General features: G+C 68.9%; 16 protein-coding genes and 2 tRNA genes. 7 read left to right on the top strand and 11 right to left on the bottom strand.

Features of this window, described 5'->3' with window-relative positions; genetic code table 11:
* The first annotated feature begins 10 nt into the window (after window positions 1–10).
* The 5 genes from ACPEH2_RS03825 to ACPEH2_RS03805 all read left to right on the top strand — a co-directional run bounded on the left by ACPEH2_RS03825 (window position 11) and on the right by ACPEH2_RS03805 (window position 6,436).
* Window positions 11–298, top strand: coding sequence for an NADH-quinone oxidoreductase subunit NuoK (locus tag ACPEH2_RS03825; RefSeq protein WP_235272480.1), 288 nt, complete (start codon window positions 11–13; stop codon window positions 296–298).
* A complete protein-coding gene (locus tag ACPEH2_RS03820) occupies window positions 295–2,211 on the top strand; it encodes an NADH-quinone oxidoreductase subunit L (RefSeq protein WP_359917681.1) in 1,917 nt (638 codons plus the stop codon). Before ACPEH2_RS03825 ends, ACPEH2_RS03820 begins: the two co-directional genes overlap by 4 nt.
* A 4-nt stretch (window positions 2,212–2,215) precedes the next feature.
* A complete protein-coding gene (locus tag ACPEH2_RS03815; protein WP_359917678.1) occupies window positions 2,216–3,703 on the top strand; it encodes a complex I subunit 4 family protein in 1,488 nt (495 codons plus the stop codon).
* Between the two features lie 11 nt (window positions 3,704–3,714).
* On the top strand, window positions 3,715–5,109 hold the full coding sequence (locus ACPEH2_RS03810; RefSeq protein WP_359917676.1) for an NADH-quinone oxidoreductase subunit N: 1,395 nt from the start codon (window positions 3,715–3,717) through the stop codon (window positions 5,107–5,109).
* A 196-nt stretch (window positions 5,110–5,305) separates the two neighbouring features.
* Window positions 5,306–6,436 carry a tyrosine-type recombinase/integrase gene (locus ACPEH2_RS03805; protein ID WP_359917673.1) on the top strand — a complete coding sequence of 377 codons (1,131 nt, stop codon included), beginning with the start codon at window positions 5,306–5,308 and terminating at the stop codon, window positions 6,434–6,436.
* A gap of 243 nt (window positions 6,437–6,679) precedes the next feature.
* Here the strand turns inward: ACPEH2_RS03805 and ACPEH2_RS03800 are convergent.
* Window positions 6,680–6,755 (bottom strand) — tRNA-Glu (locus ACPEH2_RS03800).
* Window positions 6,756–6,869: 114 nt separating this feature from the next.
* Here ACPEH2_RS03800 and ACPEH2_RS03795 point away from each other — a divergent pair.
* A complete protein-coding gene (locus tag ACPEH2_RS03795) occupies window positions 6,870–7,508 on the top strand; it encodes an MBL fold metallo-hydrolase (RefSeq protein ID WP_359917670.1) in 639 nt (212 codons plus the stop codon).
* Window positions 7,509–7,580: 72 nt separating this feature from the next.
* Here ACPEH2_RS03795 and ACPEH2_RS03790 read toward each other — a convergent pair whose 3' ends face one another.
* The 5 genes from ACPEH2_RS03790 to ACPEH2_RS03770 all read right to left on the bottom strand — a co-directional run bounded on the left by ACPEH2_RS03790 (window position 7,581) and on the right by ACPEH2_RS03770 (window position 12,589).
* Window positions 7,581–7,850 carry an HPr family phosphocarrier protein gene (locus ACPEH2_RS03790; protein ID WP_064001929.1) on the bottom strand — a complete coding sequence of 90 codons (270 nt, stop codon included), beginning with the start codon at window positions 7,848–7,850 and terminating at the stop codon, window positions 7,581–7,583.
* 34 nt (window positions 7,851–7,884) lie between these two features.
* On the bottom strand, window positions 7,885–9,948 hold the full coding sequence (locus ACPEH2_RS03785) for a PTS fructose transporter subunit IIABC (RefSeq protein ID WP_359917667.1): 2,064 nt from the start codon (window positions 9,946–9,948) through the stop codon (window positions 7,885–7,887).
* Complete coding sequence (locus ACPEH2_RS03780; protein ID WP_359917664.1) at window positions 9,941–10,921, bottom strand: 1-phosphofructokinase family hexose kinase; 981 nt, start codon at window positions 10,919–10,921, stop codon at window positions 9,941–9,943. The genes ACPEH2_RS03785 and ACPEH2_RS03780 overlap by 8 nt, the downstream gene beginning before the upstream one ends.
* Window positions 10,918–11,700, bottom strand: coding sequence for a DeoR/GlpR family DNA-binding transcription regulator (locus ACPEH2_RS03775; protein ID WP_359917662.1), 783 nt, complete (start codon window positions 11,698–11,700; stop codon window positions 10,918–10,920). The genes ACPEH2_RS03780 and ACPEH2_RS03775 overlap by 4 nt, the downstream gene beginning before the upstream one ends.
* A 115-nt stretch (window positions 11,701–11,815) precedes the next feature.
* Window positions 11,816–12,589, bottom strand: a complete 774-nt coding sequence (locus ACPEH2_RS03770; RefSeq protein ID WP_064001925.1) for a hypothetical protein — start codon at window positions 12,587–12,589, stop codon at window positions 11,816–11,818.
* A 122-nt stretch (window positions 12,590–12,711) separates the two neighbouring features.
* Between ACPEH2_RS03770 and ACPEH2_RS03765 the strand changes: the two genes are divergently transcribed.
* On the top strand, window positions 12,712–14,724 hold the full coding sequence (locus ACPEH2_RS03765; RefSeq protein ID WP_359917659.1) for a DUF262 domain-containing protein: 2,013 nt from the start codon (window positions 12,712–12,714) through the stop codon (window positions 14,722–14,724).
* 6 nt (window positions 14,725–14,730) lie between these two features.
* Here the strand turns inward: ACPEH2_RS03765 and ACPEH2_RS03760 are convergent, their stop codons facing one another.
* The 5 genes from ACPEH2_RS03760 to ACPEH2_RS03740 form a co-directional block, all read right to left on the bottom strand.
* Window positions 14,731–14,946: a hypothetical protein gene (locus ACPEH2_RS03760; RefSeq protein ID WP_217530051.1), complete on the bottom strand. Its 216-nt coding sequence runs from the start codon at window positions 14,944–14,946 to the stop codon at window positions 14,731–14,733.
* Window positions 14,947–15,030: 84 nt separating this feature from the next.
* A tRNA-Gln gene (locus ACPEH2_RS03755) sits at window positions 15,031–15,102 on the bottom strand.
* A gap of 91 nt (window positions 15,103–15,193) precedes the next feature.
* On the bottom strand, window positions 15,194–16,708 hold the full coding sequence (gene gltX / locus ACPEH2_RS03750; RefSeq protein WP_359917656.1) for a glutamate--tRNA ligase: 1,515 nt from the start codon (window positions 16,706–16,708) through the stop codon (window positions 15,194–15,196).
* A gap of 42 nt (window positions 16,709–16,750) precedes the next feature.
* Window positions 16,751–17,986, bottom strand: coding sequence for an MFS transporter (locus tag ACPEH2_RS03745; RefSeq protein ID WP_359917653.1), 1,236 nt, complete (start codon window positions 17,984–17,986; stop codon window positions 16,751–16,753).
* Entirely contained in the window at window positions 17,979–18,746 is a 768-nt protein-coding gene (locus ACPEH2_RS03740) for a fumarylacetoacetate hydrolase family protein (RefSeq protein WP_064001919.1), read from the bottom strand. Before ACPEH2_RS03740 ends, ACPEH2_RS03745 begins: the two co-directional genes overlap by 8 nt.
* Window position 18,747 lies beyond the last annotated feature (1 nt).

The raw sequence follows: 18,747 nt of genomic DNA, 5'->3' as shown, positions 1-18,747 counted from the left end.
CCTCCCGCTCGTGCTCGTCGTCGCGGCGGCACTTTTTGCCGTCGGGCTGTATGGCGCCCTCTCGCAGCAGGTTGTCGTCATGGTGATGATGGGCATCGAACTGATGATCAACGGTGTACTCCTCGCGGCAGGTGCGCTGTGGTGGTTCCTCGCGCCCACGCCCGACGGCCAGACCCTGATGATCGTTATCCTCGCGGCGATGACGGTGGAGATGGCGATGGGATTCGCGGCGGCCACGATCGTGCACCGCTCCCGAGGGTCCGACATGATCGATTCGGCAACGGACCTGAACGGATGAGTCTCCTGCTGATCATCCTGATCGCCTTGCCGGCGGTTGCCGGCACCGCCCTCCTCCTCGGCGGGCGCCGCTTCGACAGGGTCGCTCCGGTCACATCGATAGCGGTCGCCACGGTGACCCTGGGGGCCGCGATCGCTGCGGCCCTTACCCGGCCGCGGTGGGAGGCGGCCTTTATCGGGCCAGGCGGTGCAACCCTGGTCGTCGACGGGCTTTCCGCCGTCCTCCTGCCGATGATCACCGCCGTCGCGCTCCTCGTCTTGGTCTTCGCTGTTGCCGAGCGGACCCAGCCCGAGGCCCGTTTCCATGGTCTGATGTTGGTGTTCATCGCTGCCGTGCTCATCACGGTGACGTCGACGTCGCTGGTGTCGTTGCTGGCCGCGTGGGAGATCATGGGCGCCACCTCGTACGCTCTCATCGGCTTTTACTGGCAGAACGCCCGCACCATTCCCGCGGGTTTCGTCGCATTCACCGTGACACGGACGGCCGACCTCGGCCTGTATCTGGCTGCGGGTGTGGCCATCGTCGCGGGCGTGGACTGGCAACTCGACGATCTGAGTAGCGCCTCGGCGCCCTGGCTGTCGATCATCGCGGCGGGAGTTCTGATCGCCGGCCTGGGAAAGGCCGCGCAACTCCCCTTCAGCTTCTGGTTGTCCCGCGCCATGGAAGGGCCCAGCCCCGTGAGCGCCTTGCTGCACTCCGCCGCGATGGTTGCCATGGGCGGATACCTGCTGCTTCGACTGAGTCCACTCTTGCTCGCGTCCGGCTGGGCGGGATGGGCGGCCGCATGGATCGGTGCGGCCACGACCATCGTTTTGGGTGTAATCGCCATCGGCCAGTCCGACCTCAAACAGCTCCTCGCCGCATCCACCGCCGCGCAACTGGGATTTGTGACCCTCGCCGCCGGCATCGGGGCGACAGCGGGGGGAACTGCGCAGCTGATCGCACACGCGGCCACCAAGGCGCTGCTGTTCCTCATCGCGGGCGCGTGGCTGGCAGCAACGGGCACCAAACAGTTGCACGCGTTGCGTGGCGTCGGCCGGCGGTGGCCTCTCGTCGGAGTGACGTTCCTGATCGGAGCACTCTCGCTCGCCGGCATCCCACCGCTCTCGCTCTGGCTCACCAAAGACTCTGTTCTCGCGGCCGCGCTCGAAGCGAGCCCCGCTCTGTACGCGGCTGGCCTGGTGGGGGCGGTACTGGCGGCGGCATATTCGGCGAAAATCATCGGAGTGGCGTGGGCGGCCCCTGCGCAGGACGCGGCGCGTGAGGCGGAGTGGGATGCCGAGCAGCAGGGAACACGGCACATTCCTGCCGGCGCGAACGGCCCGCTCGCTGTCCTGGCGGTCGGGGCGGCTGTTCTGGGAATCCTCGCTGCTCCCGGTGTGGATGCTCCGTTCCGCGAAACCATCGGCGCAGCAGGGCAGCCTCAGAGCAGCATCGCCGAGCTGGCGGCATCAGCGATCCTTGCCCTCATCGTCGTTCTTGTCGTGCTGCGGTATCGGCTTCCGCCGGTTCCTGGCTCGGCGACGTGGTTCGGTCTGGAGCGCGCCGCCATCACCATCGTCGGCCGCCCGCTGGAGGTCTTCGCCGCCGCTCTGGCTCGTTTCGATGTCCTCCTCGACGCGCTGATTGATCGGTCACCTGGCGCCCTGCAGGCCGTGGCCGGTCGTGTCGGTCACAGTGATGACAGACTCGACGACGCAATCGATGCCGCGCCGCGTACCCTCGATCGGACGGCGACCGCCACGCGGTCGCTCGACGGCGAGGTCGACGGTGCGGTGGGTCGCGTCGTGACGTTCACCCGCTCTGCCGGTAGGTTTGCCCGACGTTCCCAGTCGGGTCGCATCGCCGACTACTACGCCGCCGGCGCCGTCGTCGCCGTCGCCCTCGTCGTGCTCCTGATTGTTGTGAGGTAGCCCCGTGCTCAGCATTGTCATCTTCTTGCCGGTCGCCGTCGGCATTCTCCTCGCGGTGCTCAGAAGAATCACCCCGGCCGCAGCGCGCTGGGTGTGGCTGACCACGACACTCGTCGATCTGGCCCTGATCGTCGTCATCACGGTGGCCGGGCCCACGAGCGGCAATGGCCTTGTCGCGGAGGAGCAGCTGGCATGGATGCCGGGCGTCGGCACGAGCTATCACATCGGCGTCGACGGGTTCTCGCTCCCGCTGCTCCTGCTGACCGGGGTGATTTTCGTCGCGAGCGCCGTGTGGTCCCTCCGGACTGAGGATCGACCGCGCGCACAGGCCGCGCTGTTTTTGTTCCTGCAGACCACGTGCCTCGGGCTCTTCGCCGCCCAAGACCTCATCTTGTTCTTCCTCTGGTTCGATCTGTCGATCGTGGGGATGTACTTCGTCATCGCCGGATGGGGTCATGGCAACGCCCGCCGATCCGCACTGAAGTTCTTCCTGTACACGTTCCTGGGATCGCTGGCCTTGCTGCTGGGGTTCATCGGGCTCTACCTGAACTCCTCCCCTCACACGTTCGACATGATCGAGCTGTCCCAGGCGGGAGCTTTCACGGGCAACGCGGTGACCGGTGGCCTCATTCTCACCGCGATCGTGGTCGGCTTGGCGATCAAGACCCCGACGTTCCCGTTCCACTCCTGGCTACCCCCTGCCCACACCGATGCCCCGAGCATCGGGTCCGTCGTGCTCGCCGCCGTGATGTTGAAGATGGGCACGTACGGTTTCGTGCGCATCGCGATGCCGATGCTTCCGGATGCCTGGAGAGCTGGCGCGTGGGTGATCGTCGCGGTGGGAATCGTGTCGGTGCTCTACGGCGCGCTCGTCGCACTGGCGCAGACGGACGTAAAGCGGATGATCGCGTTCACCTCGATCAACCACATGGGCTACGTGATCCTCGCCGTCGGTGCCGCCGGTATCGTGTCCCAGGACAGCGAGCAGGCGCAGCACCTTGCAATCACCGGCGCCGTGATTCAGATGGTGTCGCACGGTCTGATCACCGGCGCACTGTTTCTGCTCGCGGGAGTGTTCTGGGATCGCACCGGCAGCTACGATCTCCGCCGTTACGGGGGACTCGCCTCGCCCGCCCCGCGGTTCGCGGGCTTCTTCGCCATCGCCGCGTTCGCCTCCCTCGGCCTTCCCGGCTTCAGCGGATTCATCGCAGAGTTCCAGATCTTCACGGGCAGTATCGGCACGACGCTGTGGGCGGCGCTGGCACTACCGGGCATTCTGGTCGTGGCCGTGCTGTTCTTGCGCGCCTTCCAGCGAGTCTTCACCGGCCCCACCACCGGCCTATCGCCCGGATTCGATGACCTCCGGCGCCATGAGATCGTCCCACTCGTTGTGCTTCTGGGGTTGTCCGTGATCATCGGCATCTTCCCCGGCCCACTGATCGAACTCATCGCCCCCGCGGCCGACCAGTTGATCGGCGTGCTCGGCCCGTGACATCGATGTCTATGAACTATTCCGCGCTGATCCCCGAAGCGGTGCTCCTCGCCGCCGCGGTGATCGCGTTGCTCGGCGGCAGCTTCCTGCCACGCCGAGGCCAGGTCATCATCCGTTGGTTCACGCTCGGGGCGCTCGTCGTCAGTGCGGGCGTCGCCGCGGGAGCTGCCGGGCAGGCGGGGGGTGCGATCTTCGAGGGGACCTACGCCATCGACGCCCCGACAATGCTCGTGCGCGTTCTCGCTCCCCTGTGCACGGTGGTCGTGGTCCTGATTGGACGGCGCGACTTCCGCGGCTCCCCCAGGGAAAGCGAAACGTACACGCTCCTCCTCCTGGCCACCCTCGGCACCGTCGTGATGGGCGGAGCGACAGACCTGCTCGTGCTGATTGCGGCGTTCCTTCTCACGAGTATCCCGCTGTACGCGCTCATCGGGATCAGACGTACTGCCCATGCCGCCGAAGCGACTCTGAAGACGTATCTGATGGGGGCGCTGTTCGGTGTCCTTCTGCTCGCGGGAGTGGCACTTTTGACCAGCCTCGCCGGCACGAGTAGCTACGCGACCATGAACACCGCCCTCGCGGCAGCCCCGACCGCTGCGGTCGTCTTGGGTGTCGTTGCGACCATCATCGGACTCCTCTTCAAGGCAGGAGGGGTGCCGGGGCATTTCTGGGTGCCCGACGCCACCGAAGCCGCAGGCACCGCTGTCGGCGCGTTCTTGACAACAGTCCCCAAGATCGGCGCGCTCGTTGCCATCGCCCGTGTGGTGACCGTGATGCCGTCGAGCATCGACGTTCCGCTCCTCATCGGAGTGCTCGCGGCACTGAGCATGACCGTGGGGAATCTTGCCGCGCTGGCACAGCGCAACGTGCGCCGCCTGATGGGCTGGTCCACCGTGAGTCAGGTCGGATATCTGCTGATGCCGATCGCGGTCATCGGCGCCGCCCCCACTGCTCCGGCGAGTCTGCTCGCCTACCTGGTGCTGTACAGCATCTCGAACCTGACCGTCTTCGCCGCCTTCTCTACGCTGCCCGAACGCGAGCGTATCGACGACTTCGCCGGTGCCGCACGCCGGCATCCGTGGCTGACCGCAACGCTCGTGATCGGCGCGCTCAGCCTGGTGGGAACACCGCCCACCGCCGTCTTCTTCGGCAAACTCGCCGTGTTCACATCCACGTGGGATGGCGGACTCGTCTGGCTCGTCGTCGTCGCGGCGATCAACACGGTGGTCAGCCTCTTCTACTACCTTCGCCTGTTCACCAGCCCATTCCGCGCCGCGCCCGAGGAGATGCCAGGATCGGCCGTACCGGCGGCCCCCAGCAGCGTGCAAGCGACCGCGCTGGTACTCGCGGTCGCCGTGCTCGTGTCAGGTTTCGTCGCGGTGGCGATCGCTCCGAGCTTGATCTGAACTCCGGCGCGGGGAGGGAACGCACCCTTTGCCGGCCGACTGGGCTGTGTGGTCCGCCCAGCTGGTGGAGAAGAAAGTCCATTCGAACTGGACTCGGTCTCGCACATCGAACTGCGCATGGCCCAGCTCGCCAAACGCAGCCGCACGCCTTGGAGCCGGTGGGAAAGGTCGCGGATCCGGTCTACACTCCCCCATCATGGGCAGTGTCACGCCGTACGAATCAGCGCACGGGCGCCGCTACCGCGTGCGTTACCGGAAGCCCGACCACTCGCAGACAGACAAGCGCGGATTTCGCACCAAGCGCGAAGCCGAACTCTTCTTGGCGTCCGTCGAGATAGACAAAGCGCGGGGCGGGTACATTGATCCGGGTCGCGCGCGCGTCACGATCGCACAGTGGATGGACATCTGGCTGGCATCGCGCTCCGATATTCGTGCGACTACGCATGCGCGCATTGAGTCGATCATCAGCAAGCACGTCAAGCCGCAGCTCGGGCACGTCGCACTCGGAGATCTGACCCGCCTCGGAGTTCAACAGTGGGCGTCCAAGCTCCCCGGCGAGCCCGCCACCGTGCGGAAGATCGTTCTCGTCCTCTCAGGCGCCCTCACGCTCGCCGTGGAAGACGGACGAATTTCGTACAACCCCGCCGCATCGCTCAGGCTCGCCCGAACGGTTCAAAAACGCAAACGATACCTGAGCCACACGCAGGTGGGACAGCTCGCCCACGCGGTTGGTGAGCAGCCTCATGGTGCGGACCTGGGATACGACATCCTCGTGCTCGTCCTCGCCTATTGCGGCCTTCGCTGGGGTGAGCTGTCCGGGCTCCGCGTGAAGGATGTCGATCTCGAGCGTGGACGTCTCAATGTCGCGGTGACCGTCGTCATGGTCAAGGGCTACCAGCGGGAGGAAGCGCCGAAAGACTACGAGCACCGCTCCATTCCGGTGCCCGCGTTCCTCGTCCCCCACCTCGCGCGGCAAATCGCGGGCCGCAAACCATCGGACCCAGTCTTCTACGGCCAGCGCACGGGCACCTGGCTGCGCAACGCGGTCTTCCGCATCGGTTGGTTCGACGACGCCGCCACAAGTATCGACCTCGACCGCCTTACGCCTCACGAACTGCGCCACACCGCGGCGTCCCTCGCCATCTCCGCGGGTGCAAACGTCAAAGCGGTCCAGCGGATGCTCGGACACGCGAAAGCGAGCGTGACGCTCGACGTGTATGCCGACCTGTTCGAAGAAGACCTCGACGCGGTCGCGGTCTCGCTCAACAGCGCCGCGCTTCACACCGCAGTTGGCGAGTTGTACGGCGCAACAGCGAGCGAAAAGTAGGCGTCGACGCCACCAACGGCGCAGGGCGATCCGCGCGTGAAAGAACCTCTCTCCGACACCTCATCGCGCGTCGGACCGCAGTCAAAAATGTGCTCGAATCAGCGATCGGGGACAGCTTTCGACGATCTCCGTCAAAGATCGACTCTGGGAACCGTGGGCAAATTGTGGGCAAACCCGAAAAAAGCTCTAAAACCCCTGAGTGTGAAATGACGAAAACCCCCGGTCTGACCGGGGGTTTTCTGTTGGTGACCCCAGCGGGATTCGAACCCGCGTTACCGCCGTGAGAGGGCGGCGTACTAGGCCGCTATACGATGGGGCCGTACTTTTCCGTTCCCTCCCTGCGGAGGCAACCGTTCAATTATGCATGACGTTCACAGCGGTGCAAAATCGGGCCGCCCTTGCCACAGCCCGCCCTGCTGAGTTGACTGGGACGATGCGCGTCACGAAGCACGAACATGCCTGCCTCCGCCTCGACAGCGAGGGCAAGACCCTCCTCATCGACCCCGGTTCCTTCACCCTGCCCCTCGACGATCTGAACGGTCTGGTCGGCGTGATCCTCACGCACGAGCACCCGGACCACTGGACCCCCGCCCAGCTCGACGCCGTCCTCTCCCAGGCGCCGGGTGTGCCGATCTTCGGGCCTGCGGGTGTCGTGGCCGCGGCATCCGACTACGACGTCACCGCGGTGGAAGTCGGCGACGAACTCGAGCTGGGTCCCTTCCGACTCCGCTTCTTCGGCGGCACCCACAGCGTGATCCACGAGTCGATCCCCGTCATCGACAACCTCGGCGTCCTCGTGAACGACGACTTCTACTACCCGGGCGACTCCTACGCCGTCCCCGAGGGCGTCGAAGTCGGTCTGCTCGCGGCGCCCATCGGCGCACCGTGGCTCAAGATCGGCGAGGCGATGGACTACGTGCTCGCCGTGAAGCCGCGCCGCGCCTTCGGCACGCACGACATGACGCTTTCCCGCGCGGGTCTCGCGATGCACCGTGACCGGCTGAAGTGGGCGACCGAGCAGAACGGCGGCGAGTTCGTCACCCTCGATCCGGGAGAATCGACCGACCTCTGACATCGCACGCACGAACGACGGATGCCGCGGGGCTTGCGCTCCGCGGCATCCGTCGTTCGTGGGGGTCGAGCCTCACTCGGCGTCGTGATCCGTCTCGATGAAGGCGACGAGCTTGTCGAGAGCCTCCTCGGCGCCCTCGCCCTCGGCCTTGAGCGTGACGACCGTGCCCTGCGTCGCACCGAGACCCATGAGGGTCAGGATGCTGCCGGCGTTCTGGTCGGGGCCACCGGGAACGGCGATCGTGACGGGCACGCCCGTCTCCTTGACCGCCTGCACGAAGAGCTTTGCGGGGCGGGCGTGCAGTCCGGAGCTGCTCGCGACGGTTGCGGTCCGTTCGGCCATGGTGGATCTTCCTCCTTGAGTCGGTGTATCGAGACTATGCCGTGGCGGCGACGGCGGGCACATCCGCCTCGATCGGGCGGCGGCGGACGAAGCGCTTCAGGACCACGACGGCGACGGCGCTGACGACGGTGCCCGCCGCGATCGCGACCAGCCACAGCCAGAAGTTGTCGATCGCGAAGAAGACGAACACGCCGCCGTGCGGAGCGCGGGAGGTGACCGCAAAGGCCATCGACAGCGCGCCGGTCACGGCACCGCCGAGCATCATGGCCGGGATGACACGGAACACGTCGGCGGCCGCGAAGGGGATCGCCCCCTCGGAGATGAAGGCGGCGCCGAGCAGCCAGGCGGCCTTGCCGTTCTCACGCTCGGGCGCCGTGAACAGCTTGCGGCCGAGGACGGTCGAGGCGAGCGCCATCGCGAGCGGCGGGACCATCCCCGCCGCCATGACGGCGGCCATGATCTGCAGGTAGCGCTCGTCGCCGGCGATGCCCTGTGCCAGGTTCGCGGTGGCGAAGCCGTAGGCGACCTTGTTGACGGGACCACCGAGGTCGAAGCACATCATGAGACCGAGGATGACGCCCAGCAGGATCACGCCGGCGCCGGTGAGGCTTCCCAGCCAGCCGTTCAGCGCCACGCTGAGCGCGGCGATCGGGCCGCCGAACACCATCAGCAGAAGACCCGACGCGAAGATCGAAGCGAGCAGCGGGATGATGACGACGGGCATCAGACCGCGCAGCCAGCGCGGCACGTCGAGACGGTTCAGCCACCACGCCGCGAGACCGGCGAGCAGACCGCCGACGATCGCGCCGATGAAGCCGGCACCCATGAAGGTGGCGACGGCACCGGCGACGAAGCCGGGCGCGATGCCGGGGCGATCGGCGATGCCGTAGGCGATGTAACCGGCCAGGGCAGGGACGAGGAACCCGAACGAGAGGCCACCGATCTGGAAGGCGACCGCACCGAGGTAGTACCCGAGCCCCTCGGGCGGGAGGTTCCACAGCGTGAAGTTCTGGAGGGCGTAGACGGCGTTGTTGACGTCGGCTCCCTCGTGCGGCGAGGCGATCTGGTAGCCCGCGAGAGCGAAGCCGAGCGCGATCAGCAGACCGCCGCCGGCGACGAACGGGATCATGTAGCTGACACCCGTCAGCAGCGCCCGGCGGATCGCGCCGCCGAGCGAGGTGGGTGCGGCTTCGCGGGTCGCGTTCGCGCCGGACGCGGCCGGAACGCGCGCGGCGTTCGGGTTCTTCGCGGCGGCGACGGCCTCGCGAATCATCTGGGCGGGCTGCTCGATCCCGCGCTTGACCCCGGCCCGGACGACCGGCTTGCCGGCGAAGCGCGCCTGCTCGCGGACGTCGACGTCGACGGCGAAGATGACGGCGTCGGCCTCGTCGATGATGCGCTGGTCGATGGCCTTGTAGCCACTCGATCCCTGCGGCTCGACGGTGAGGTCGACGCCGTCCATCTGCCCCGTCGCCGTCAGCGCGTCGGCGGCCATGAAGGTATGGGCGATGCCGGTGGCGCACGCCGTGACCGCGACGATGCGCGCGGGGCGGCCGTCGATCAGGAGCGCGTCGTCGGCGGGGGCCGCGGCGGCCGGTGCCGCGGCGCGCGCCTCGGCGCGCGAGGCGGGGGCCTCGGCGGCGGGCGCGTCCGAGATGGCGTCGCGGACGATGGCGACGACCTCGTCGGCCGTCGATGCGGCGCGCAGGCCCGCCGTGAAGTCGTCGCGCATGAGGCTGCGGGCGAGCTTGGAGAGCACGGCGAGGTGCTCCTCGGCGGCGGTGTCGGGAGCGGCGATGAGGAAGACGAGGTCGGCGCCGCCGTCCTCGGCACCGAAGTCGACGCCGGGGTTCAGCCGCGCGAAGGCCAGCGAGGCCTGCATGACGGCGGCGCTCTTCGCGTGCGGGATGGCGATGCCGCCGGGCAGGCCGGTCTCGTCCTTCTCCTCGCGCGCCCAGGCGTCGTCGGCCAGGCGGGCGCCGTCGGTGGCCCTCCCCTGCGCCGCGACGCGCTGGGCGAGGGCGTCGATGACGGCGCGCTTGTCGGCGCCGAGCGGCTCGTCGATACTGACGAGTTCCGCGGTGATGATCTCAGTCACGGTGACCTCCAGTGGTCGGGTTGTCCTGCGAGAGGAGTCGCACCGGCACCGCGCCGGTCGACAGGTCGTGGGGGGTGGGAGGTTGGGTGCCCGGAAGCGACGCAGCCGCGGATCCGTAGCGGATGCCGGAGCGCAGGCGCTCCTCCGGTGCGGCACCGGTCGTCTCGGCGAGCAGGTAGCCGGCGAGCGAGCTGTCGCCGGCCCCCACCGTGCTGCGCACGCGCGTCGGGGGCGGTGTGCCGTGCCACGCGCCGTCGGCGGTGACGAGGACGGCTCCGTCGCCCCCGAGCGTCACGAGGGCGGCGGCGACGGATGCCGGGACCAGCCCGCGCGCGATCTGCGCGACGGCGTCGGGGAGCTCGAGCTCCGCGTCGAGGCCGCGACCAGTGAGTTCGGCGAGTTCCTCGTCGTTGGGCTTGATCAGGTCGGGGCGCCCGGCGGCGACGACGGCGGCCAGGGCCGGCCCCGAGGTGTCGACCGCGATGCGCGGAGCGGAGGGTCCCCAGGCCGCACGGACCGCCTCGATCACGCTCACGTAGTAGTCCACAGGCAGGCCCGGCGCGAGCGATCCGGCGAGCACCAGCCACGACGCGCCCCCCGACGCGGCGACGACCGCGGCGGTCAGGGCCGCGGCATCCTCTTCCGTGAACGCGGCCCCCGGCAGGTTCAGCTTCGTCGTGGTCCCGGAGTGGTCGGCGATCGTGATGTTCGCGCGGGTGGCGCCGTCGTGGGCGACGGTCCGCGTCGGGATGCCGGTCGCCGCCAGGGCGCCCGCGAACGGATCGCGGGGATCGAGCGGCAGGACGGCGAGAGTGGGACGGGATGCCGCGGCGACCACCCGCGCGACGTTGATCCCCTTGCCGCCCGCATCCTCGCGAACGCCGAGCGCGCTCTGCACCTCGCCCACCTGCAGGGGCGCGGCGAGGGAGATCGTGCGATCGAGGGACGGGTTGGTGGTGAGGGTGACGATCATCCGACCTGCACCTCCACATCGGCGTCGCGGAGTGCGGCGGCGAGGGCTCCCGCCGGCGCCGTGTCGGTCAGGAGGACGTCGACGTCCGTCAGCGACGCGAACGAGACGAGGAGCTCCGCGTCGAATTTGTCGCCGTCGGCGACGACCACGATGCGGCGGGCCGACGCGACGATGGCGCGCTTGACGGCCGCCTCGTCGGGATCCGGCGTGCTGAGGCCGAATGCCGCGGAGACGCCGTTCGTGCCGATGAAGGCGATGTCGGGCCGGAGTCGGCCGATCGCCTCCACCGTCTGCGCTCCGACGGCGGCTGCGGTGAGCCCGCGCACCCGCCCGCCGATGGCCGTCAGTCCCACGGCGGGGGCGCCGGCGAGGATGTGGGCGACCGACATGGAGTGCGTGACGACCTCGAGGTCGCCGGCGGGGTGCGGTCCGGTTGCGAGAAGCTGGGCGATGGCCCCGGTCGTCGTGCCGGCGTCGAGGTAGAGGGCGCCGTCGAGCTCGGCGCCGAGCAGGTCGACGGCGGCACGGGCGATGGTCTGCTTCGCGCCGCTGCGCTGTCCCGCCCGCTCGGCGACCGAGACCTCGGCGGTGCTCGCGCGAGCCCGGTGGACGGCGCCGCCGTGGACGCGGCGGACGAGGCCGACACGCTCGAGGGCGGCGAGATCGCGACGGACCGTCTCGGTGGTGACCCCGAAGCGATCCGCGAGGTCGAGAACGGCGACGCGCCCGTCCGTGGCGATCAGCTGCTCGATCTGCCGCTGGCGCTCCGTTGCGTACATGTGGTCCTCCTCGAACAAGACCACACGGTACAACACAAAACCACACGAAACAAGAACCGCTCATGCGACGACGCCCCCGGGCCGAGGACCGGGGGCGTCGTCAGGGAGAGGCGGGTCAGGCCTCGCTCATCGCGAGGACCTCGCGCTGACCGCGAGCCGCGAGAGCAGCGGCACGGGCGGCGATGCGCCGCTCCTGCTCGGCCTGCGCGGCGTCGATGGTCTCCTGGTCGAGCGGAACGCTCTCGACCTTGTTCACGCCGTTGTACTTCTCCATGTAGGCGTCGAGCTCGGGGCCGGACTCCCACGACGTGATGAGGCAGTACCGCGGGGCGTCGCCGGGGTGGTAGGCGGCGTGCCACAGACGCTGCGTGTCGATGACGAGCTGCGCGCCGGCGGGCAGGGCGATGCGGGTTTCGCCGCTCGGGTCGGTGCGGTTGTCACGCAGGACGAAGAAGCTGTCCTTGTCGTCGGTGAGGTTGAAGAAGCTGCGGACGACCCAGCCGGTGCCGTCGGGGTTCAGCCGGTTGTTGTCGTCCTGGTGCAGGTTGTAGAGCGCGTCGGCGTAGGTGTTCGGCTGCAGCTCGATGATGCGGCAGCGTCCGACGTTCGAGCCCGGCTCGAGCGCGCGCTCGGTGAGCGTGGGCGCCTTCTCGGTCTGCGAGGGGATCCAGACACCGTCCTTGTCGGTGCGCGGCGGCTGGTGGTTCCAGAAGCCGTTGCACTCGATCTCACCCTTGGCCGAGGCGAGCGGTGCGAAGCGAGTGTCCCCCGACGACTTCCAGTCGACGTACTCGACGTCGAGCCATTCCTTCGGATCGATGTGCTTGCCGTACATGTCGAGGACGGCGTAGCCGGTCTCCTCGAGCAGAGCACTCTTGATGTAACCCATGCGGATCAACCTTTCTGTCGGGCGAGCGAAGTTTTTACAGGCCCGACTTAGGCCAGCCTACCTAGGCGTTCTGGGAGCGTCAGTAGACTCGACCGGGAAATTCGAGGAGCGATTCGAGGAACATGAGCAGCGCCACGAACGTCGATGCGACCGCCGTCAACACGATCGATTGGCTCTCCGCCTCGGACACCACGATCGTCGTGCCGGTCTATCAGCGGCAGTATCGCTGGGACATCGGCGGGTGCGAGCAGCTTCTCGGCGACATCCGCGCCGCAGCCGCAGGTGAAGACGGTCACACGCACTTCATCGGCTCCATCCTCTCGACCGCCAGCACGTCGGCGGAGGACGACGCCCACCTCGTCCTCATCGACGGGCAGCAGCGCGTCACGACGCTGATGCTGCTGGTCGCGGCGCTCCACCACACCCTCCGCGACGACGATCCGGGCCTCGCCGCCGAACTCGAGGCGGTGCTGGTGCGTCACGGCGAGCCGGCGCGGACGAAGCTGCGTCCCCACCGCGCCTGGGCGGACGTCTTCGAGAGCGTCGTGCTCGACCGCCGCTCCCCCGCCGACACCGACCGCGTGTCGCGCTTCGATGACAACTACGCGTTCTTCCGGAGCCAGATCCGGCCGGACGAGGCCGCCGACATCTGGCGTGGCCTGCGCAAGCTGGAGCACGTGTCGATCACCCTCGGCGGGCAGGCGAACGCGCAGCAGATCTTCGAGAGCCTCAACTCGACGGGCGAACCGCTGCGCGACCACGAGCTGATCCACAACTACGTGCTGATGGGCCTCTCGCACGCCGAGCAGAGCGAGATCGAGAACGAGTACTGGCTCGCGATCGAGGCGAACACGGGCGAGCAGATCGGTGCCTTCTGGCGGGACTACCTCGTCATGTTGACGGGGCGCGAGGTGCTCGTCGAGGGCGAGCGCGGTGTCTACGACGCGTTCCGCCACGAGTTCCCGCGCTTGGATAGGACGGCGCTGCGTGCCCGCGCGCAAGAGTGGCGTGAGCTGTCGGAGATCTACCGGCTCCTGCTCGAACCGGGCTCGGCGACGGATGCGGGCATCGCACGCCATTTCGCCGCGATCAACACGCTGGGCCGCGGCATGTATCCCCTCGCGATGCGGCTGTACCGGGACCACCTGCACGGTGAGCTCTCGGCATCCGATCTGTCGCTCGCCCTGACGCATGTGGAGTCCCTGCTGCTGCGCCGGACCGTCGTCGGCCTGTCCGTCGACCGGCTCGTCGCGCGCTTCTGCCGCGCGGCGGATGAGGGGATGGAGGCGCTCGTGCTCGCCATCGCCCGCATCACGCCGTCGGACGAGCGGACCCGGGTGGGTCTGCGCTACGGCGAACTCCCCCACGCGGGTTTCGTCCTCGCGCGCCTGGCGGGGGTGGACGACGACGCCGACGTCGTCCTCGAGCACGTCCTCCCCGCGGCGCCCTCCGACGAGTGGACCGGCGACGGCGTCCGGCGCTGGGCCGACCTCAGCGACGACGAGCAGAACGCGCACCGCGCCCTGGTGAACACGCTCGGCAACCTGACGCTCCTCGAGGAGGACGCCGCCGATCGGGTGTTCGACGCCTCCTTCCCCGCGAAGCGGAGTGCCTACGCGTCGAGCGGCCTCGAGTTCACGCGTCGGATCGCGGATGCCGAGACCTGGACGACGGCTCGGATCGCCGAACGCACCGAGCAGCTGACCGCGCGCTTCATGGACGCGTGGCGCCGCCCCGCCGTGGTGGGGATCGACGACGACAACCTCACGCCGATCCTCGACGCCAAGAAGCGGCGCGGCTGGCCCCGCGGCTGGCAGCGCGAGTTCGACTACGTCGAGTACCGCGGCGAGCACTGGGACGTGCGGGACGTCCGCTACCTGTTCAACCGCGTGTTCGCGAGGCTCTGGGCCGACTCGCGGCACAGTGTCGTCGAGTACAGCGCCCGCCAGGGCGGACCCGTCTACCCGGCGATGGCGTGGAACGGCCAGTGGGACACCCTCGACGAGGGGCGGTACCTCTACCTCGGTTGGGATTCGAAGTACATGCTGACCGCCGTGCAGGGCGTGCTCGAAGAGGCCGGGTGGGCCTCGGAGGTCTTCGTCAAATACTCCTACATCGGCGACGCGATGCGCTGAGCAGGGTCAGTCCCCGTCGGCGCCGTCCGGCTCGGGTGCGGGATCGACGGGGATCTCGATCCACGTCGCCGTGGCGGGCGACACGGAGAGCAGGTCCGGAGACCAGTCCGAGACCGCGGGCCCGTCTCCCAGCCGCTCCACGGGGTTTCGTGGCTCCATCGGTTCGGCGGGGAGCCCTGCCCATTCCGACGGTTCTTCGGGTCGCTGCGTGAAGAGTCCCATGCGACCATTGTGCGCCTGTTGCGCTGATCCGCGCACCGGTTCCAGCAAAGCAAAACCCCCGCCGGAGCGGGGGTTTTCTCCTTGCTGGGGTACCTGGACTCGAACCAAGAACAACTGAACCAGAATCAGCCGTGTTGCCAATTACACCATACCCCACCGGGTTTCAACCGGAGTCGTACCGAGGATCAAGCTTAGCCCACGGTACGGCCCCGGCCAAACCGGACGCGCATCCCGAGCGCGTCGCGTCTCAGCTGCGCTCGGCGCGCAGGCGCTCGAGGCGGTCGAGCGTGACGGACTTGCCCAGCAGCTCCATCGACTCGAACAGCGGCGGCGAGACGCGCCGGCCGCTCAGCGCGATGCGCGCGGGTCCGTAGGCGACGCGGGGCTTCAGGCCCAACCCGTCGATGAGGGATGCCGCCAGTGCCGCCTGGATCGCCTCGGCGGTGAAGGCGTCCTCCGGCACCGCCTGCAGCGCGTCGATCGACGCGGCGAGCACCTCGGCGGTGTTCGCGGGCAGTCCCTTCACCGCGTCCTCGTCGTACGCGTCCACGTCGCGGAAGAGGAATCCGAGCAGCCCCGGAGCGTCGCCGAGCATCTGCATCCGCTCCTGGACGAGCGGGGCAGCCTTCGCGAGCAGCTCGCGCTGCGCGTCGGTGGGAGGCGTGCTGACGACGCCGGCGCCGACCAGGTACGGGACCAGGCGCGACGCGAAGTCGGCGGGCTCCAGCATCCGGATGTGGTCACCGTTGATCGACTCGGCCTTCTTCTGGTCGAAGCGGGCGGGGTTGGGGTTCACGTTCACGATGTCGAACGCCTCGATGAGCTCCTGGCGCGAGAAGACGTCGCGGTCCGGCGCGATCGACCAGCCGAGGAGGGCGAGGTAGTTCAGGAGCCCCTCGTGGATGAAACCCTTCTCGCGCTGCAAGAAGAGGTCGGCCTTCGGGTCGCGCTTGGAGAGCTTCTTCGTGCCCTCCTCGCCCAGCACGAGCGGCATGTGCGCGAAGCGGGGCACGAAGGTCGTCACCCCCGCGTCGATGAGCGCGCTGTAGAGGGCGAGCTGACGGGCGGTGGAGGGCATGAGGTCCTCGCCGCGGAGCACATGGGTGATCCCCATCAGGGCGTCGTCGACGGGGTTGGTGAACGTGTACAGCGGCACGCCGCCGGCGCGCACGACGACGAAGTCGGGGAACGATCCGGCCGGAAAGGTGACCTCGCCGCGGATGAGGTCGACGTAAGTGACGTCCTCGTCCGGCACGCGCAGTCGCCAGGCGGGCTCGCGGCCCTCCGCGCGGAACGCGGCCTTCTGCTCGTCCGTCAGCGTGCGGTCGAAGTTGTCGTAGCCGAGCTGCTTCGCGCGGCCGTTCGCCTCGTTGCGGGCGTCGATCTCCTCGGCCGTCGAGTACGACTCGTACACGGCGCCGGTCGCGATCAGCTCGTCGAGTACCTCGCGGTAGACGTCGTGGCGCTGCGACTGCCGGTACGGCTCGTGTGGGCCGCCCTTCTCGACGCCCTCGTCCCAGTCGATCTCGAGCCAGGTCAGGGCGTCGACGAGCTGGCGATAGCTCTCCTCGCTGTCGCGAGCGGCATCCGTGTCCTCGACGCGGAAGATCATCCTGCCGCCGGTGTGCCGCGCGTACGCCCAGTTGAACAGCGCGGTGCGGACCATCCCGACGTGCGGGAGCCCCGTCGGCGAGGGGCAGAACCGGACGCGGACGTCGGAGCCGGAGGCGGTCGTGGTGAGGGGGTGCGGTGCAGTGGACATCGCCGTCAAGTCTACGACCGGCGACGCTCCCGCCCCGCGCCCTCAGCGCCGGGCGTAAGGCGAGAGGACGGTGATCGCGACGACCACCGCGAGGGCGACGAGGGCGAGCCCGCCGTAGCCGATGAGGCTCAGGATGCCGCCCGCGAGCACCGATCCGATCGCCGCCGACAGCGTCATCGCCGTGTCGCTGCGCCCCTGCCTGCGGGGACGCAGTTCGGTCGGCGTCGCCTCGGTCAGCAGCGCCGCGCCGCCCACGGTCGCCGCGCTCCACCCGAGACCGAGCAGCAGCAGGGCGATCAGGACTGCGGTGGGCGAGTTCGGGGCGACCGCCGCCGTCACGAGGGACGCGGCGAGGATGCCCTGCCCCAGGAGGATCGTCTGCAGACGCCCCCACCGGTCGGCCAGGATGCCGAAGACCGGCGACAGCCCGTACATCCCGAACACATGGAGCGCGATCGTGACGCCGACGATCGTCGTCACGTTGCGGGGGTCGAGGTGGGAGAGGTGCACCGGGGTCATCGCCATGACGGAGGCCATCGTCACGTGCGAGCCCGCCACCGCGAACACGGCGTAGCGGGCGACGACGGGACGGTCCGGCTCGTCGATCTGCGGGTCCCGGGGATCGCGCGACCGCGCGACCTGCTGCGCGACCTTCAGCGGGTCGGGGCGCAGCGCCACCAGGTAGAGCGCCAGGGCGAGGGTCTGCGCGACGATCGAGAACGCGTACGAACCCGTGAGGGGCGGCATCCCGAGCCATCCGCCGACGGCCTCCCCCGGCGTGAGCATGAGCGGACCGACCACGCCCCCGACCGTCGTCGCCCACACGACCGTGCCGAGGTCGCGCCCCCGCCGCCCCTGCCCCGAGAGGTCGGTCGCCGCGAACCGGGACTGCAGATTGCCGGCGTTGCCGGCGCCGATGAGGATCACGCCGACCAGGAGCAGGGGGAAGGCGCGGAGCGCCGCGGCCGTGATGACGACCGCGATCCCCACGAGGGCGAGCAGGTTGCCGAGGGTCAGCGCCCGGCGCCGCCCCTGCGCCGCCGCGAGCCGGGCGAGCGGGATCGCGCAGAGCGCGGCGCCGAGGGTGACGGATGCCGTCGCGAACCCCGACAGCGACTCCTGGCCCGACAGGTCGGCAGCCAGGAGCGCCCCCAGCGACACCGTCGCGCCGAACGCGACACCGCCGAGGACCTGGCCCGCCGCGAGGACGGTGACGGTGCGCCGCTGGATGCGCGCGACATCCGTCGTTGTGAGGGAGAGCAGTCCTTCGTCAGGCATTCCGCGCCGTGTTGCGCAGGATGCCGAGGCCCGAGATCTCCACTTCGAGGACGTCGCCGGCGTGGAACTCGCCGATCCCGGCCGGCGTACCGGTCAGGATGACGTCGCCGGGCAGCAGCGTGAACGCCGCCGAGGCGTAGGCGATGATCTCCGGTACCGAGTGGACCATGTCGGAGATCGGACCGTCCTGACGGACCTCGCCGTTCACGCGCGACACGATGCGCGCTCCACCGTCGAGGTCGAACTCGGTCTCGATGATCGGTCCGAGCGGGCAGAACGTGTCGAATCCCTTGGCGCGGGACCACTGGCCGTCCGAGCGCTGCAGGTCGCGCGCCGTGATGTCGTTGCCGATCGTGTACCCGAACACGTAGTCGAGCGCCTTGTCGGCGGGGACGTTCTTCGCGACCCGCCCGATGACGACGGCGAGCTCGCCCTCGTAATCGGTGCGCTGCGACTGCGGCGGCCGCACGATCGCGTCGTCGGGGCCGATCACAGACGTGTTGGGCTTGAGGAACAGCAGCGGTTCGGTGGGCGCTTCCCCACCCATCTCGGCGGCGTGATCACGGTAGTTCTTGCCGACGCAGACGATCTTCGAGCGCGGAATCGAGGGCGCGAGGAGCGTGATCTCGGCGAGCGGGATCCGCTCACCCGTCGTCTCGAACCCGGTGAACATCGGGTCGCCGGCGAGCTCGACGACCTCCTTCTCGTCGATGATCCCGTAGCGGATGGCCTCGTTGCGGCTGTAACGGACGATGCGCACG

The sequence above is a fragment of the Microbacterium sp. NPDC064942 genome (genome assembly GCF_049545525.1).
Classification (GTDB): Bacteria; Actinomycetota; Actinomycetes; order Actinomycetales; family Microbacteriaceae; genus Microbacterium; species Microbacterium gawkjiense.
The sequence above is the reverse complement of the archived record's forward strand: the minus strand, read 5'-3'. Positions and strand labels throughout refer to the sequence as shown.